The sequence below is a fragment of the Pseudobutyrivibrio xylanivorans DSM 14809 genome (genome assembly GCF_900141825.1).
GTDB lineage: Bacteria > Bacillota > Clostridia > Lachnospirales > Lachnospiraceae > Pseudobutyrivibrio > Pseudobutyrivibrio xylanivorans.
Genome location: NZ_FQYQ01000010.1, coordinates 1 through 16,117, shown reverse-complemented (window position 1 = coordinate 16,117; position 16,117 = coordinate 1). Strand labels below are relative to the sequence as shown.

The following is a 16,117-nucleotide window of genomic DNA, read 5'->3' as shown; positions in this document are numbered from 1 at the left end:
TAGTTATGTTTAATAGAATTTTGGTAGCTAATCGCGGGGAAATTGCAATCAGAATAATCAGAGCCTGCATGGAGATGAATATCGAAAGCGTGGCTGTTTATTCCACAGCTGATAAGGAATCTCTTCACGTAAAGCTGGCTACAAAAAGCATTTGTATAGGCTCAGGCAGAGCTGCAGACAGCTATCTGAACATGGATGCTATTATCACTGCAGCCCAGGTTACTGGATGTGATGCCCTTCACCCTGGTTTTGGATTCCTATCAGAAAATTCTGAGTTTGTTCGTAAATGCGAAGCAGCAGGAATCACTTTCATAGGACCATCAGCAGATGCCATGGATGCACTTGGAAATAAATCCACTGCCAGAAGAATGATGATGAAGGCAGGAGTTCCAGTTGTTCCAGGTAGCGAAGGTCCTGTGGAGGATTACAAAAAGCTTGAAAAGATTGCAAAGAAAATCGGCTATCCGGTACTTATTAAGGCAAGTGCCGGTGGCGGAGGCCGAGGAATGCGCCGTGTCTACAAGCCAGAAGATTTGCAGAAGCTTTATGAGGAAGCAAAGGCAGAAACAAGAGCATGCTTTAATGATGATGAAATGTATGTGGAAAAGCTTGTTTTGAATCCACGTCATATTGAGTTTCAGATTCTGGCAGATGAGTATGGAAATGTTATTCATCTTGGTGAGCGTGATTGCTCAATCCAGAGAAAGAATCAGAAGCTTATAGAGGAAAGCCCATGCATGTTCATAGATGAAGATTTGCGTAAGGCTATGGGTAAGGCAGCTGTCACAGCAGCAAAGGCTGCTGGTTACAACAATGCAGGTACAGTTGAATTTGTTCTTGATGAAAAGAATCATTACTACTTCATTGAGATGAATACACGAATTCAGGTAGAGCATGGAGTAACAGAAGCAGTTACAGGAATTGATTTGATTAAGTGGCAAATCAGAATAGCTTTTGGTGAGCCTTTGAATTTAAAACAGAAGGATGTGAGACTTAAAGGTCATGCCATTGAATGCAGAATTAACGCAGAGGACCCAGCAAAGGGATTTATGGCAAACACCGGAAAAATCACATTCCTAAATATACCAGGTGGTCCAGGAGTAAGAGTAGATACACTTCTCTACAACGGCTACGAGACAAGCCCTTTTTACGATTCTATGATGGCAAAGATTATCGTTCATGCTCAGACAAGACTTGAAGCAATCAGGCGAATGCGCCGTGCACTGCTAGAGCTTGTCACAGAGGGAATTATCACAAACGGTGATTTTGATTATCTTCTTTTGCATCATCCAGATTTCGTAAAGGGCAATTATAACGTGGGCTTCATAGAGGAGCACATGGATGAGATTTTGGCATGGGATAAGGCGGTAGACGAATGAATGTAGTCGATGAGAGAAAAGAAAAATTTAATCGCTATAAGGAACTTCGCGAGAATCCAGAAGAGGTTTTGTCTCCAGCTATTAAGCCCGTTGCTGAATACACTATTTTCGACAGAGTAAAAGATATTACAGATGTCGGTACCTTCAAAGAATTCCATTTTGATTATCCAGAAACAAACCCCTTGGACTTTGAAGGATATGTGGAAAAGAAGGAAGAGCTTCGAGCAGAATGTGGATGTCATGATGGAATAATCGCTGGAAAGTGCAAGATAGGTGGATATCCTGTGGTACTGGCTGTGATGAATAAGAAATTCATGATGGCTTCCATGGGAATAGAGCTTGGTGAGACAGTTTGTAAAAGTGCAGAGTATGCAATGGAACACAAGCTTCCACTTATTATTTTTACAGCAAGCGGCGGTGCCAGAATGCAGGAGGGAATCCTTTCACTTATGCAGATGGCAAAGACCAGTGCTGTTATTGAGAAGTTCAAAAACAATGGTGGCTTGTATATCACAGTGCTCACTCATCCTACCACAGGCGGTGTCAGCGCAAGCTTCGCTACTCTTGGTGATATCACACTTGCAGAGCCGGGAGCACTTATAGGCTTTGCTGGCCCACGAGTAATCGAGCAGACCATAGGCCAGACTCTTCCAGAGGGCTTCCAGAGAGCCGAGTTTTTAGAGGAGCATGGTTTCGTGGATCAGGTGGTGAAGCGTGAAGATATGAAGCAAACTCTTACAAGGATTTTAATGCTCCATCAGGAGGTGCTCGTATGAAAGCAATAGACAGAGTTTTGGCAGCCCGTGAAAAGGACCGCCCGAAAATTACTGATTACATGGATAACGTATTTACGGATTTCTTTGAGCAAAAGGGAGATATGCTTGGAAAAGAGGATGCCAGCATCTACGGTGGTATCGCACTTTTTCAGGGACGTCCAGTTACAGTAATCGGACACCGAAAGGGTAACGATGTAAATGAAAATATAACCTGCAATTTCGGAATGCCAGGGCCAGAAGGCTACAGAAAGGCACTTCGCCTTATGAAGCAGGCAGAAAAATTTAATCGCCCTATCATCTCCTTTGTTGATACACCGGGAGCATATCCTGGATTAGAGGCGGAGGCCTATGGAATATCTCAGGCTATCTCAGGAAATCTTGCAGCAATGAGTTCTCTGAAGGTTCCTGTAATCACTATTGTTACAGGTGAGGGTAGCAGTGGTGGCGCACTTGGACTTGCTGTGGCAAACAGAGTCTACATGCTGGAAAATGCTGTGTATTCAGTCCTTTCTCCAGAAGGATTTGCATCTATTTTATGGAGTGACAGCAGCAGACGTGATGAGGCAGCTGAGGCTATGAAGCTTACTGCTCAGGACTTGTTTGATTTTGGCGTTATCGACGGAATTATTCCTGAGAGAGGTTTGTATATCAGGGTTTCAAATGTGATTGCCAGCGCCCTGAAGGAACTAGATGAAATGTCAGGGGAAGAACTGGCTCAGGAGAGATTTGAAAAATTTAGAAGCTTTGACGAGGGATTCTTGCAGACAGGGACCTCGGCTAGAATGGAAAATGTGTAAATGACTGGAATAAGAATTATAGCTACAGGAGCACAGGCTCCTAAGAAGATAGTTACAAACAACGATTTGGCGAAGATAGTTGATACCAGTGATGAGTGGATTAGCCAACGCACAGGAATGTCTGAAAGACATCATGTGGAAGGTGACGAGAATCACACATGGCTAGCTGAGATGGCTGCAAAACAGGCGATTGAGCGTGCTGGTATCCCAAAAGAAAAGATTGGAGTGGTACTTGTTTGTACCGTTTCAGCAGATTATTTTTCACCATCCTGCGCATGCATTATTCAGGGCAGACTTGGTCTTTCAAACGACATAATTGCCATGGACATAGGAGCAGGATGCTCCGGATTTATATTTGGACTTGAAACAATAAGAGCACTGATGATGGCGCGAAATGCTCAATATGGACTGATAGTTGGCGCCGAGGTTCTTTCCAAGAAAATGGATATGACCGACAGAGGCACCTGCGTGTTATTCGGTGATGGTGCGGCAGCTGCAGTTGTGGAGCTTGCAGATAACAGCTATACATCAGTGATTGGCGTAAGCGGGGATGAGGAGATGATCAACATCAAATCCCCAGATGGATTTATTCATATGGATGGTCAGGGCACATATAAATTTGCCGTTGCCACAGTGCCAAAGGTTATTGAGCAGGTGGTTGAAAAGGCAGGTCTTACATATGATGAAATTGACCATTTTGTATTACATCAGGCAAATCTTCGAATCATTGAATCCATCGCCAAAAAAGTAAAACAGCCGATGGATAAATTCGTTGTAAATATAGAGAAATACGGCAACACATCAGCGGCCAGTGTAGGACTTGCACTTGACGAAGCTATAGCTGATGGACGAATTCGTAAATACGATAAAGTGCTAATGTGTGCCTTCGGTGCAGGAAAGACCTGGGGCGCCGTGGTTATGGAGATTTAGATTATGAAATTAAATGATTTAACAGGAACAAAATATCCTATTATTCAGGGCGGTATGGCTAACATCGCTACAGGTGAATTTGCAGCAGCAGTTTCCAATGCAGGAGCACTTGGTCTGGTGGCATCTGGTGGTATGAATGCTGAGCAGCTTCGTGAGCAGATAAAGATTTGCAAATCATTAACCAACAAGCCATTTGGTGTAAATCTTATGCTGATGAATCCTGATGTGGACAACATTGCAAAAATGCTCATCGAGGAAAAGGTCCAGTTTATCACAACTGGTGCTGGAAATCCTGGAAAGTACATGGAAGGCTGGAAGTCTATGGGAGCAAAAGTATTTCCTGTAGTGGCTTCTGTAGCACTTGCAAAGATGATGGTAAGAGCAGGAGCTGATGCAATCATTGCAGAGGGCGGCGAGTCAGGTGGACACGTTGGTGATATGACAACTATGACCCTGCTTCCTCAGGTGGTAGCAGCAGTGGATGTTCCTGTTATCGCAGCAGGTGGAATCGCAAACGGAAAGCAGATGGCTGCAGCCCTTCTTATGGGAGCATGCGGTGTACAGATTGGAACATGTCTTTTGGTTTCAGAGGAGTGCCCTATTCACGAGAATTACAAGCAGGCTCTTATAAAGGCAAAGGATAATTCCACAACTGTAACTGGACGCAGTCAGGGCGCGCCAGTACGTGTCATCAAAAATGAGATGGCTCGCGAGTATCTCAAGCTTGAGGCTGAAGGTGCTGGACGAGAAGACCTGGAGCGTATGACTCTAGGCAGTCTTCGCAAAGCCGTAGTAGAAGGAGACACAGTTCATGGCTCACTTATGGCAGGTCAGACTTGTGGACAGCTCACAGCCATCCGTCCAGCGGTGGAAATACTAGATGAAATCTATGTGGGGGCTAAAAAAACGCTACATAGTGCAGCAAATATAGCTATTTAGAGGAGATTTTATGAAATTAGGAATAGTGTATGCAGGGCAAGGCTCCCAGCGCGTAGGTATGGGCCTAGATTTTTATGAAAAGTACGAGGAGTACAGAGAGACCATAGATAACGCCACAAATGCAGTTAAGGGTGTAACCGACATGGATGTGGCGGAATTAAGCTTCAATGGTCCATTGGAGCAGCTTTCAGATACTAGATATACCCAGCCAGCCATGGTTGCATTCGCCATCGGAGTAACAAAGCTTCTTCACAAGAAGGGAATCAAGGCAGAATATACCTGTGGGCTTAGCCTCGGTGAATATTCAGCTCTCTACGAAGCAGGAGTATTGGACGAGTCTACCATACTTGAACTTATTGCAAAAAGAGGAAAGTTTATGGCTGAGGCATCAGGGGATAGACTTGTAAAGATGTGCGCAGTACTTGGAGCAGATAGAGAGACAGTCAAAGAAGCCTGTGATTATGCTAACAACTATTTCTGTAATGAGCGTGTTGTTCAGGCAGCTAATTTTAATTGCCCGGGACAGATTGTTATTTCGGGAGATGCAGCAGCAGTAGATCAGGCTAGTGTGTTTTTAAAGGACGCAGGTGTTAAAAGAATTTTACCGCTAAAGGTAAGTGGTCCTTTCCACACAAAGCTTATGAAGCCAGCTGGAGACAAGCTGGCTGCTGAGTTTGAAAAAGTAGATTTCAAGGAGGGAAGCTCAAAGGTTATTTACAACTGCCTTGGCAGGGAAAAAAATGATGATGAGCAGGTTCCAAAGCTTTTGGAAAAGCAGGTTCAGTCATCTGTTTACCTTGAGGACTCCATTAAATATATGGCTGAAGCTGGAGTAGACACAATTATCGAGATTGGTCCAGGAAAGGCTATCAGCAAATTTATAAGTAAAACTGTTGATAACGTGAAGGTTTATTCAATAGATACTGTTGAGGATTTTGAAAATACATTGGAGGAGTTGGCATGAGTGTAGCTTTAGTTACTGGTGGTAGCAGAGGTATCGGCAGAGTGATTTCAGAAAAGCTGGCAAGACAGGGTTTTAACGTAGCCATATGTTATTCTGGAAATGAATCTGCGGCACAGGATACTATATCTGAGTGCAAAAAATACGGAGTTCAGGCAATGTTTATAAAGGCTGATGTAAGTAATGAAGCTGATGTAAAAAACATGTTTGATGAAGTAAAGGACCTTATGGGACCTGTAGAAGTTCTCGTAAATAACGCAGGTATCACTAAGGATGGACTTCTTCTTCGCATGAGTGAGGAGGATTATGATGCTGTTGTAGATACTAATCTTAAGGGCACCTTCCTTTGTACAAAGGCTGCAATCAAAGACATGATGAAGGCCAGAAAAGGAAAGATTGTCAATATTACTTCAATTGTAGGCGTAAATGGAAATGCTGGTCAGTCAAATTATGCTGCCAGCAAGGCTGGAATTATCGGATTTACGAAGTCAGTGGCAAGAGAATATGGCAGTAAAGGTATTACCGTAAATGCGGTTGCCCCTGGATTTATTCAGACAGCCATGACAGATAAGCTTCCTGAAAATGTGAAGGAGGATTATTTAAAGCAGATTCCTGTAGGACGCTTTGGAAGTCCTGAGGATGTGGCTAATGTGGTTGAATTTTTGGCGTCAGAGAGATCTGACTATGTAACAGGACAGGTTATAGAAGTTACCGGAGGAATGTAATGAGAAGAGTTGTAATTACTGGAATGGGCACAGTTAATCCACTTGGAAATGACGTTCAGTCAACATGGGAAGCTGTGAAAAACGGAAAATGTGGAATCGGTCAGATTACCCATTTTGACACCACTGATTTCAAGGTAAAGCTGGCAGGTGAGGTTAAGAATTTTGATGCAGCCGAGATACTTGGCGCAAAGGAATCAAGACGTATGGATGTGTATACGCAGTACGCTTGTGCAGCTGCCAAGGAAGCTATGGAGGATGCAGCCTTCGATTTGGAAAAGGAAGATCACGACAGAATGGGCTGTATCATGTCATCAGGAATCGGCGGTCTTTCAACAATCGCTGAGGAACATGGAAAGGGTGAGACAAAGGGCTATAACAAGATTTCACCTTATTTTATCCCAATGTCTATCAGCAACATGGCTGCAGGTCAGATTGCTATCACATATGGATTAAAGGGTATGTGCACATCAGTAGTTACAGCCTGTGCCAGCTCAAATAATGCCATTGGAGATTCCTTCCACAGAATTCGTGATGGTTATGAGGATGTTATGGTATGCGGTGGTGCAGAAGGTACAGTTATTCCTCTTGGAATCGGTGGATTCCAGGCTATGAAGGCTCTTTGCACAAGCGAGGATCCTAATCGCGCTTCAATCCCATTTGATAAGGAGCGTCATGGCTTTGTTATGGGCGAGGGTGCCGGTATCCTTGTACTTGAGGAATTAGAGCATGCTCTAAATCGTGGCGCAAAGATTTATGGTGAGATTGTAGGATATGGTTCAAACTGTGATGCTTATCATGTTACTGCACCAAACCCAGAGGGCGAGGGTGGTGCTAAATGTATGGCACTTGCAGTAAAAGACGCTGGACTTGAAATGGATGATGTTGATTACATCAACGCCCATGGAACAAGCACAAGCCTTAATGATGCAGGTGAGACACTTGCTATAAAAAAGGCATTTGGAGACCATGCATATAAGCTCAAGGTAAGCTCTACAAAATCTATGACAGGACATCTTTTAGGTGCTGCAGGAGCTGTAGAGGCAATCTTTACAACACTTGCACTTCGTGATGGATTTGTGCCTGCTACAATCAATTACCGTGAAAAGGATGAGGCATGTGATCTTGATATAGTGCCAAACGTTGGTCGTAACGAAAAAATCAACGTGGCACTTTCAAATGCTTTAGGCTTTGGTGGTCACAACGCATCTCTTGTATTTAGGAGGTACGCATGAGGCTAAATTCATCACAGATTCAGGAAATATTACCACATCGATATCCATTTCTTCTAGTGGATAGAATTGAGGAGTGCGAGCCTGGCAATTATGCCAAGGGTATTAAGTGTGTAACAGCTAATGAAATGCATTTTCTGGGACATTTTCCAGGACATCCAGTTATGCCGGGAGTTCTTATTATAGAAGCACTGGCACAGGTAGGTGCTGTGGCGCTTTTGACAGAAGAGGAAAACAAAGGGAAACTGGCCTTTTTCGGTGGAATCAAAAATGCTAGATTCAAAAAACAGGTAGAACCTGGAGATGTTTTGGAACTGGAGTGTAAGCTTACATCAAGGAAAGGACCAGTAGGTTTTGGTGAGGCAGTGGCATATGTTGACGGCCAGATTGCAGCCAAGGCTGAAATTTCCTTTGCCATAGGAGAGTAATTTGAGTATCATGTTGCTTGGGGAGATAAATAACAAAAAGGAACAGGTACTAGAAATGTTAGAACAGACACTTTCCGAGGTGTACACCAAATTCAAAATTCACTTTTATCAGGAGATGTTCAAGAAGTTAAATTCTCGTGAGACATCACTGACTACTGTAGAGCTTTTTTGTGTGGAGATAATTCACGCTCTTAAGAACCCTACGGTTGCAGAGTTTGCTAATTTTATTAATGTATCATCACCTAATGCAGCATATAAGGTAAACAGCCTTATTCAGAAGGGTTACATTGAAAAGGTTCAGTCAGAGACTGATCGTCGCGAGTATCACCTTCACGTAACTGATAAGTATTACAATTATTTCAATCTTTCTCAGAAGTATGTTAGTACTGTAGTTGAGCGTGCGCAGGAGCATTTTTCCGCTGAACAGATAGAGATATTGGATGGTATCCTCAGGGATATGTCCTTAGAGCTTATGCATGAGGTGGTAATTCCTCCTGTTGAAGTTAATTAATAATAGTTTTATAATTCAGAGGTTTGAGACTTTTGTAAGGTTTCAAGCCTTTTTTGTTAACATTTACCATGCGTTATACGGTATAATGTTTTCAGATAAAACAATGGGAGTATATATGAAACTATCACAGTTATTAGAGTACAATAATATAATAGTTCAGTGTCATAACACGCCTGATGCTGACGCCATTGCTTCAGGAATGGCTCTCACACAGTATCTGAGGGATAATGATAAGACTGTTGCCTTCGTGTATGGAGGAAATTTTGAAATCACCAAGAGCAATCTTAAGCTGATGATTTCCGACCTTGGCGTAGACATTCACTATGTGCGTCATCAGGTTCAGCTTTCCCAGCTCCTTGGCATTCGTGAGCAAGAGATTCCAGAGCTTATTGTTACTGTAGATTGCCAGTATGGTGAGGGAAATGTTCGCACCTTTAAGGCTAGACAGATTGCTGTCATAGACCATCACCAGATTTCTAATCCATTACCTGAGCTTTCAGAGATTCGTTCATATCTTGCCAGCTGTTCCACTATTCTTTGGGACATGCTCAAAGAAGAAGGATATCCAGTTGAAAAGGATAAAAAGCTGTCCACAGCGCTTTATTATGGTCTTATGACAGATAGTAATAATTTCTCAGAAGTCCAGCATCCTCTGGACATGGATATGAGAGATTATCTTAAATACAGTAATTCTGCTATCACAAAGTTTAAAAATTCTAATATTTCTCAGGAAGAGCTTCGCATTGCGGGAATTGCACTTCTCGGCTCAGAATATTATCACGAGAATCATTATTCTATAGTAAAGACTGATCCTTGCGACCCGAACATATTGGGAATTATTTCAGATATGATGCTTCAGGTTGAGGACGTTGAATGCTGTCTTGTTTATTCTATTCACGAAGGTGGCATAAAGATTTCTGTTCGTAGCTGCGTAAAAGAGGTTAAAGCAGACGAGCTTGCTAAGTTTATTTGTCAGGGCGTAGGAGATGGAGGCGGTCATCTTATAAAGGCAGGCGGTTCTATCGTTCGTTCACTTCTTGAAAAGCAGGAGCTTGATTATAATCCATCTGCAATTCAGCATTTCTTCAGAGGGCGTATGGAAGAATATTTCATGAACAATGAGATTATCTATGCTGGAGAATATACAGCTGATATCAGCAGCATGAACGTATATAAGAGTAAGCATGTTACTATCGGATATGTTAAGGGCACTGAGATTTACCCAGTTGGTACTAAGGCGGTTATCCGTGCTATGGAAGGTGACCACGAGCTTGAAATAAAAGAAGATACAATCATTGCGGTTGGCGTTCGTGGAGAAGTATACATCACAAAGACTGAGCTTTTTGATAAGTACTACGAGATTAGTGATAAGAAATACGAGTTCCCAGGAGAATATGCTCCATCCATTAGAAAGCTCAAAGAAAGAAACGCAAAGGGGTTATTGCCACTTGTGCACTCATGTACTTTTGTGGGTTATGGCAATATATATGCTAAGGAACTAATATGTCGTACAAAGGTATTCACAAAATGGGAGCCGGAGAATTATAAGCTAGGACGCCCAGGTGATTACATGGTAGTTACTCAGGACGATCCTTCAGCTGTATATGTTGTTGATAAGGAATTATTCGAAAAAACATACGCACCAGTAGAGTAGAATACTCAATTGTACTTGATTAGTTTTTTAAGGTGTAGTATAGTTGCAATAGTTAAATAAATAGGAAATCTTCAGGGCAAGGTGCGAAAGCGTAGGCTTTCAATTCCTGACCGGCGGTGACAGTCCGCGAGTCTTTAATAAGACTGAACTGGTGTGATTCCAGTACCGACAGTATAGTCTGGATGGAAGAAGATGTGCAAAGTTTTATTTGTGTACGTACAGCCCTGAGTTTATCTCAGGGCTTTCTTTTTATACAGAAGACTTCCTAGTTAAATAAATGTATTTTCAAGGAGGTTCAAAAATGGATACAACAAATTTTACAGGAACAAATGTGGAGACAAGAACAGTGAAAAAGGTTAACGTAAGAAGCATGACAGTGACAGCAATGCTTTCAGCAATCGCTTTTGTGCTTATGTTTTTAGACACAGCAGTGCCAATCATGCCAAGCTTCATCAAGCTTGATGTTTCAGAGCTACCAGCGCTTATGGCATCATTTGCATTGGGACCAGTTTATGGTGTTATTGTTTGCTTGATTAAAAATCTTCTACATCTTCTTATGACTACAACTGGTGGCGTTGGCGAGCTTTCAAACTTCATTCTTGGCGTAGGCTTTGTACTTCCAGCAGGTCTTATTTATCATCATAAGAAGACAAAGAAAAATGCAATCCTTGGTGCAGTTGTAGGTGCATTTATTATGGCAGCAATCAGCTTCCCATCAAATCTTTATATCGTATATCCGGTATACTACAATTTCATGCCAAAGGAAGTTATCGTAGAGGCTTATCAGGCAGTAGCGCCATTTGCAAAGATTGATTCAATCGAAAAATGCCTGCTCATGTTCAACGTACCATTCACATTCGTAAAGGGTATGATTTCAGCAATTATCACAGTGCTTATTTATCAGCCACTTCGACCATTACTTAAGGGAAATAACTAAATAGTAATTCGTAATATGTCTAGGCACTGTGCCTAGGCATATTTTTTTATTTCTTTATCTTTATTTATATATTAGAAACAGTTAGAATAAAAACGTTACCAAACCCCGTAAAATGGGGCAAAAATGGTATGTAAAAGGGTTTTTACATCCGTATTTTTGGCTAATGTAAAAGCCTTTTGATGGAAGAAGCATCGCCCTTTGGGTAGTATTTAGACAACAAGGAGAAAGCAAATGGAACTTGGAAAAAGAATAAAGGATTTAAGAAGCGCACACAATTGGAATCAGGATGAGTTAGCTGAGAAGATGTTCGTATCTAGACAAACAATTTCTAATTGGGAAAACGAGAAAAGCTATCCAGATATCCAAAGCATTCTTTTACTAAGTAATATTTTTGAAATTTCTCTAGATCAACTAGTCAAAGGAGATGTAGAACAAATGCAAGAGATTATTAATGATCAAGATGTAAAACAAATGAAGTTTTACGGAAAAATGATGCTAGCATGCATAGGAATCTTGATTGTAACGTTTGGTCCGCTATATCTTCTTATTGGTATGTGGTCATTAATCCCAGAGGGTATTCTAGCTATGTTGGAGTTATATTTTTCAAAAAAGCTGAATATCATTGAAAAAGAAAATGACCTGGTTACCTATAAGGAAATAGTGACATTTATGAATGGAAACAGTCTGGATGAGAAAAGCAAGCAGCAGGAAATCGGAAAACGTCCATATCAGACTGTATTAGTTATGATAACGGCTGGATTAATTTCCGGGATATTAAGTTTTACAGTGGTTTATATTTGTAAACACGTAATTGGTTTATAAGATAATTTTAAATTTAGGAGGATAATGATTATGTTAAGTCAGAATTTTTTAGCAGTAATGGGTGTTGTAGCAGGAGTTTTAGTTTTAGCATGGGCAATTTGGATGATATATATCGGAGTAAAATATAAAGCTAATCAGGATGCCGAAACCAAATTAATAATCACAAAGGCAAAGGCTTGTTCAGCGAATGTTTTGTGGTTTATGGTTGTTGTGTGGGGATTAGTTTCTTCATATATAGGTGCACAAACTACTCTTACTGTAGGTCAGGTTCAGTTTTTCATTATGCTTTTATTAGGTATTCAGTGTGTTATAGAAATGTTTGCATTCGTTTATTACAAAGACGAATTGAAGAAAAAGACAGATGCATTAACAGAGTAATTATTAAAGCCTTATCTTTATGATAGTTGCAGGTCTTAAATAATCTAAAGGAGCAATTTCTGTGTAGAAATATGCTCCTTATTTTATTATACTAATAAGCAAATGAGAGTAATTATACTCAATCGAAAAGGAGGTATTGTTATGCCAGTATTAATTACAATTTTGGTCATTATCCTGATTGCCATAGCATTTGGTATCAGAATCGTACCACAGGGATACGTATATGTAATCGAATTCCTTGGAAAGTATCATGCTACATGGCAGGCAGGTATCCATGTGATGATTCCATTCCTTCAGAGAGTTTCAAAGAAGGTTTCTTTGAAGGAGCAGGTGGCAGATTTCCCACCACAGGACGTTATCACAAAGGATAATGTTATTATGAAAATCGACACTGTAGTTTATTTCAAGGTACAGGATCCAAAGCTTTACGCTTATGGTGCAGAGCGTCCAATTCTTGCTCTTGAAAATCTTACTGCTACAACTTTGCGTAACCTTGTTGGTGAGCTGGAGCTTGACCAGACACTTACATCAAGAGACAACATCAACTCTAAGATGCGTGTAATTCTTGATGAGGCTACTGATCCTTGGGGAATCAAGGTAGGCCGTGTAGAGCTTAAGAACATCATCCCACCAGAAGAGATTCAGCGTTCAATGGAGAAGCAGATGAAGGCTGAGCGTGATCGTCGAGAGACTCTTCTTGAGGCAGAAGGTCACAAGCAGGCTTCTATCACAAGAGCAGAAGGTGATAAGCAGGCTCTCGTTCTTAAGGCTGAGGCTGAAAGAGATGCACAGATTGCTCGTGCAACAGGTCAGGCTGAGTCTATCCGCCTTGTATATGAGGCTGAGGCTCGTGGTATTGAAATGCTCAAGTCTGCAAATATGGACGAGAGAGTTCTTCTTATCAAGAAGCTTGAAGCATTAGAGAAGATGGGTGATGGTAGAGCAACAAAGATTGTAGTTCCTACAGACCTTGCTTCTGCAGCAGCTGATCTTACATTTAAGACAGAGATGCTTGGATTCGGTGAGAGTACACCAATCGACAAATCAGCTCCAAAGAAGGAGACACCAAAGAAAGAAGACCCATGCTGTAGCGACGCAGAAAAAAGTGCAACTACACGTAGTCTTGCAGAGGCATAATAAAAAAGTGGCGCTGGGAACCATCTAAACTGGGTGGTCCAGCGCCATCTATTATATCAGCGTACATAAGTACGCAGTTTACTTCGATATTAAGTTTTAGAATGACACGATATTAAATCCATCTTTGAGGCCTGGCACCTGAAGATAAGATTTAACATCACATACTCTCTTGGTCAGCTTATGACCTGTCTGGGTAAATCCATCAGATTCCACTTCATTGAAAATAATATCATTTCCATCTTCAATTCCGCGGCGGTCTGTGATGTGATATTTCACTACGCCACTGGCAATTCTTGCAAATTCAGCCTTTGAAACAAGAACACTTACTTCAACATTTCCTCCAGCTGCACCAGTTTTAAGTGTGTTGGTATCTGCAAAGAATTGACGACCAAGCTCGTCTTCCTTGCCACCATTCATTGCCTGATTGAGTCCTTTGATAAGATCTGCTCTGCTATCTGACATAAACGACTCCTTCTTTCAAACGACATTTTGTACTGTAATATTAGAATACAATGTATTTTTGAAAAAATGGTGTAGAAAGTTTGAAATGTGTTAAAATATCTTTCAGCTAAATTTATTAGACAGGAGAACATTTTTATGGCAAAGGAATTAGTAAGCCGCGACCAGGTTCGTGTTGAGGATACATGGGACCTTAGCGCAATGTATGAGAGTAAGGATGCTTGGGAAGCTGACATTAAGTTTATAGAGGAGAAGCTTGCTGAGATTAGTAAATATCAAGGAAAGGTATGTGAGAGCGCTGAGAATCTTCTTTCAGTTCTTGAAACAAGCGCTATTACTGAGGAGAAGTTCGAGCTTGCATTTAACTATGCTGAGCGTATCTTTGATCAGGACCAGGGAAACACAGAGCATCAGTCTATGTCACAGAGAATGTTCGCTCTTTATGCAAAGATTAGTGCAGCAACAGCATTTGTTTCACCAGAGATTCTTGCCTGCGACGCAGCAGTAATTGATGGTTTTATCGCTTCTAAGCCAGAGCTTGAGCTTTACAGACTTCAGATTAAGGAAATCCAGAGATTAAAGGCACACACACTTTCAGCAGAGATGGAGAAGGTTGTTGCCATGACTCAGGAGATGGCCAACACACCATCTGAAGTTTACAGTGCATTTAAGAATGTTGATATGACATTCCCTGCAATCAAGGATGAGAACGGCGAAGAAGTAGTTCTTACAGATGGCCGTTTTGTACCAATGCTTATGTCTGCAGATAGAAGAGTTCGTGAGGATGCATTCAAGGCATATTATGGTGTTTATGAGAAGTATTTAAATACAATGGCTTCCATCTATAACGGTGAAGTTAAGCAGCACATTTTTAATTCACGTGTCCGCAACTACAGCTCAAATCTTGAAGCAGCTGTTGATGCAAACAACGTGTCACCACAGGTTTACGACAACCTTGTTAAGACAGTAAATGCTAATCTTGATAAGTTGCATGCTTACGTTTCACTTCGTAAGAAGTGCCTCGGAGTAGATGAGCTTCATATGTATGATATCTACACATCAATGATTCCTGATGCAGCAAAGACTGTTAAGTATGAGGAAGCGCAGAAGACAATCTGCGAAGCACTTGCAGTTCTCGGTGATGATTATGTGGATCTTCTTAAGGAAGGTTTTGCTAATCGTTGGATCGATGTATATGAGAATAAGGGAAAGCGCGGTGGTGCTTATTCAGCTACAGCTTACGGCGTTCACCCATACATGCTTTTAAATTACACAGATACATTTGATGACATGTTTACAACAGCTCATGAGATGGGCCACTCAATGCACAGCTACTACTCAAATCAGGCACAGCCATACATCTACAGTGGCTATAAGATTTTCGTAGCTGAGGTTGCATCTACATGTAATGAGATTCTTCTTTTAGAGTACCTTCTTAAGAACTGCACAGATAAGAAGGAGAAGGCATATCTTCTCAATCATTATCTTGACAGCTTCAAGGGTACAGTATTCCGTCAGACACAGTTTGCTGAGTTTGAGAAGACTACAAATGAGATGGTAGAGGCTGGCGAGAATCTCAACTCTGAGAATCTTTGCAAGCTTTATAAGGAAATCAACGAGAAGTACTATGGTCCAGATATGATTTCAGATGATGAAATTGCATATGAGTGGGCTCGTATTCCACACTTCTACTACAACTTCTACGTATATCAGTATGCTACAAGCTTCTGCGCAGCAGTTGCTATTGCTGATATGATTTTAAAGGAAGGCGCACCAGCAGTAGAGCGCTACAAGAAGTTCTTATCTTCAGGTTGCACAGATGCTCCTGTTGAGCTTCTTAAGATTGCCGGCGTAGACCTCACCACACCAGCTCCAATCGAGGCAGCTCTTGCTAAGATGGGAGAAATTATTAAGGAACTTGAAAAAATAATATAAATCAAGTTAAAAAAAATTTTATCTTAGGGAGCATTCCTGTTAGGGTAAAAATATCAGGTTTGTAAAAAATGAGTGCCTCTCATAGAATAATGATTGTTAACTTGCCGGTTAATAAAAATC

The 16,117-nt window shown here is 41.3% G+C and carries 17 protein-coding genes and 1 riboswitch; of the genes, 16 read left to right on the top strand and 1 reads right to left on the bottom strand.

From position 1 onward, the window contains the following. Positions 1-5: 5 nt before the first annotated feature. The 15 genes from accC (at position 6) to BUA88_RS08770 (ending at position 13,603) form a co-directional block, all read left to right on the top strand. Positions 6-1,379, top strand: a complete 1,374-nt coding sequence (gene accC / locus BUA88_RS08840) for an acetyl-CoA carboxylase biotin carboxylase subunit (RefSeq protein WP_072916308.1) — start codon at positions 6-8, stop codon at positions 1,377-1,379. After that, the gene (locus BUA88_RS08835; RefSeq protein WP_072916305.1) at positions 1,376-2,155 is read left to right on the top strand and encodes an acetyl-CoA carboxylase carboxyltransferase subunit beta; all 780 of its coding nucleotides are present in this window, start codon (positions 1,376-1,378) and stop codon (positions 2,153-2,155) included. The genes accC and BUA88_RS08835 overlap by 4 nt, the downstream gene beginning before the upstream one ends. Then, entirely contained in the window at positions 2,152-2,952 is an 801-nt protein-coding gene (gene accA / locus BUA88_RS08830; RefSeq protein ID WP_072916302.1) for a carboxyltransferase subunit alpha, read from the top strand. The genes BUA88_RS08835 and accA overlap by 4 nt, the downstream gene beginning before the upstream one ends. After that, positions 2,953-3,882 carry a beta-ketoacyl-ACP synthase III gene (locus BUA88_RS08825; protein WP_072916297.1) on the top strand — a complete coding sequence of 310 codons (930 nt, stop codon included), beginning with the start codon at positions 2,953-2,955 and terminating at the stop codon, positions 3,880-3,882. It abuts the gene before it with no gap. A 3-nt stretch (positions 3,883-3,885) separates the two neighbouring features. Continuing rightward, positions 3,886-4,821 (top strand): nitronate monooxygenase, encoded by a 936-nt coding sequence (locus BUA88_RS08820; RefSeq protein WP_072916293.1) that lies wholly within the window; start codon positions 3,886-3,888, stop codon positions 4,819-4,821. 10 nt (positions 4,822-4,831) lie between these two features. Further along, positions 4,832-5,785, top strand: a complete 954-nt coding sequence (locus tag BUA88_RS08815) for an ACP S-malonyltransferase (RefSeq protein WP_072916289.1) — start codon at positions 4,832-4,834, stop codon at positions 5,783-5,785. After that, on the top strand, positions 5,782-6,507 hold the full coding sequence (gene fabG, locus BUA88_RS08810; protein WP_072916284.1) for a 3-oxoacyl-[acyl-carrier-protein] reductase: 726 nt from the start codon (positions 5,782-5,784) through the stop codon (positions 6,505-6,507). Before BUA88_RS08815 ends, fabG begins: the two co-directional genes overlap by 4 nt. After that, positions 6,507-7,739: a beta-ketoacyl-ACP synthase II gene (gene fabF / locus BUA88_RS08805; protein ID WP_072916280.1), complete on the top strand. Its 1,233-nt coding sequence runs from the start codon at positions 6,507-6,509 to the stop codon at positions 7,737-7,739. The genes fabG and fabF overlap by 1 nt, the downstream gene beginning before the upstream one ends. Beyond that, positions 7,736-8,164 (top strand): 3-hydroxyacyl-ACP dehydratase FabZ, encoded by a 429-nt coding sequence (gene fabZ / locus BUA88_RS08800; RefSeq protein ID WP_072916275.1) that lies wholly within the window; start codon positions 7,736-7,738, stop codon positions 8,162-8,164. Before fabF ends, fabZ begins: the two co-directional genes overlap by 4 nt. Before the next feature lie 10 nt (positions 8,165-8,174). Beyond that, a complete protein-coding gene (locus BUA88_RS08795; RefSeq protein WP_083572457.1) occupies positions 8,175-8,675 on the top strand; it encodes a MarR family winged helix-turn-helix transcriptional regulator in 501 nt (166 codons plus the stop codon). 115 nt (positions 8,676-8,790) lie between these two features. After that, on the top strand, positions 8,791-10,329 hold the full coding sequence (locus tag BUA88_RS08790; protein ID WP_072916271.1) for a DHH family phosphoesterase: 1,539 nt from the start codon (positions 8,791-8,793) through the stop codon (positions 10,327-10,329). 63 nt (positions 10,330-10,392) lie between these two features. After that, a riboswitch (FMN riboswitch) is annotated at positions 10,393-10,527 on the top strand. A 103-nt stretch (positions 10,528-10,630) separates the two neighbouring features. Further along, positions 10,631-11,266, top strand: coding sequence for an ECF transporter S component (locus tag BUA88_RS08785; RefSeq protein ID WP_072916266.1), 636 nt, complete (start codon positions 10,631-10,633; stop codon positions 11,264-11,266). A gap of 231 nt (positions 11,267-11,497) precedes the next feature. Further along, the gene (locus BUA88_RS08780; protein ID WP_072916262.1) at positions 11,498-12,088 is read left to right on the top strand and encodes a helix-turn-helix domain-containing protein; all 591 of its coding nucleotides are present in this window, start codon (positions 11,498-11,500) and stop codon (positions 12,086-12,088) included. Positions 12,089-12,118: 30 nt separating this feature from the next. Next, positions 12,119-12,466 carry a hypothetical protein gene (locus BUA88_RS08775; RefSeq protein WP_015548769.1) on the top strand — a complete coding sequence of 116 codons (348 nt, stop codon included), beginning with the start codon at positions 12,119-12,121 and terminating at the stop codon, positions 12,464-12,466. A gap of 141 nt (positions 12,467-12,607) precedes the next feature. Next, positions 12,608-13,603: an SPFH domain-containing protein gene (locus BUA88_RS08770; RefSeq protein ID WP_072916258.1), complete on the top strand. Its 996-nt coding sequence runs from the start codon at positions 12,608-12,610 to the stop codon at positions 13,601-13,603. Between the two features lie 96 nt (positions 13,604-13,699). On the opposite strand, the gene BUA88_RS08765 is transcribed toward BUA88_RS08770, so the two are convergent. Continuing rightward, a complete protein-coding gene (locus BUA88_RS08765) occupies positions 13,700-14,065 on the bottom strand; it encodes a hypothetical protein (protein WP_028248258.1) in 366 nt (121 codons plus the stop codon). A 135-nt stretch (positions 14,066-14,200) separates the two neighbouring features. Here BUA88_RS08765 and pepF point away from each other — a divergent pair, with 135 nt between their 5' ends. Then, positions 14,201-15,997 (top strand): oligoendopeptidase F, encoded by a 1,797-nt coding sequence (pepF, locus tag BUA88_RS08760; protein ID WP_072916254.1) that lies wholly within the window; start codon positions 14,201-14,203, stop codon positions 15,995-15,997. Positions 15,998-16,117: the final 120 nt, after the last annotated feature.

Excerpts from the sequence above, each read along its gene's own strand:
- BUA88_RS08825 (WP_072916297.1), top strand. The coding sequence starts at position 2,953 with ATGACTGGAATAAGAATTATAGCTACAGGAGCACAGGCTCCTAAGAAG.
- BUA88_RS08780 (WP_072916262.1), top strand. The coding sequence starts at position 11,498 with ATGGAACTTGGAAAAAGAATAAAGGATTTAAGAAGCGCACACAATTGG.
- BUA88_RS08820 (WP_072916293.1), top strand. The coding sequence starts at position 3,886 with ATGAAATTAAATGATTTAACAGGAACAAAATATCCTATTATTCAGGGC.
- pepF (WP_072916254.1), top strand. The coding sequence starts at position 14,201 with ATGGCAAAGGAATTAGTAAGCCGCGACCAGGTTCGTGTTGAGGATACA.
- fabG (WP_072916284.1), top strand. The coding sequence starts at position 5,782 with ATGAGTGTAGCTTTAGTTACTGGTGGTAGCAGAGGTATCGGCAGAGTG.
- BUA88_RS08790 (WP_072916271.1), top strand. The coding sequence starts at position 8,791 with ATGAAACTATCACAGTTATTAGAGTACAATAATATAATAGTTCAGTGT.
- BUA88_RS08835 (WP_072916305.1), top strand. The coding sequence starts at position 1,376 with ATGAATGTAGTCGATGAGAGAAAAGAAAAATTTAATCGCTATAAGGAA.
- fabF (WP_072916280.1), top strand. The coding sequence starts at position 6,507 with ATGAGAAGAGTTGTAATTACTGGAATGGGCACAGTTAATCCACTTGGA.
- BUA88_RS08795 (WP_083572457.1), top strand. The coding sequence starts at position 8,175 with ATGTTGCTTGGGGAGATAAATAACAAAAAGGAACAGGTACTAGAAATG.
- BUA88_RS08785 (WP_072916266.1), top strand. The coding sequence starts at position 10,631 with ATGGATACAACAAATTTTACAGGAACAAATGTGGAGACAAGAACAGTG.
- accC (WP_072916308.1), top strand. The coding sequence starts at position 6 with ATGTTTAATAGAATTTTGGTAGCTAATCGCGGGGAAATTGCAATCAGA.
- BUA88_RS08770 (WP_072916258.1), top strand. The coding sequence starts at position 12,608 with ATGCCAGTATTAATTACAATTTTGGTCATTATCCTGATTGCCATAGCA.
- fabZ (WP_072916275.1), top strand. The coding sequence starts at position 7,736 with ATGAGGCTAAATTCATCACAGATTCAGGAAATATTACCACATCGATAT.
- accA (WP_072916302.1), top strand. The coding sequence starts at position 2,152 with ATGAAAGCAATAGACAGAGTTTTGGCAGCCCGTGAAAAGGACCGCCCG.
- BUA88_RS08765 (WP_028248258.1), bottom strand. The coding sequence starts at position 14,065 with ATGTCAGATAGCAGAGCAGATCTTATCAAAGGACTCAATCAGGCAATG.
- BUA88_RS08775 (WP_015548769.1), top strand. The coding sequence starts at position 12,119 with ATGTTAAGTCAGAATTTTTTAGCAGTAATGGGTGTTGTAGCAGGAGTT.
- BUA88_RS08815 (WP_072916289.1), top strand. The coding sequence starts at position 4,832 with ATGAAATTAGGAATAGTGTATGCAGGGCAAGGCTCCCAGCGCGTAGGT.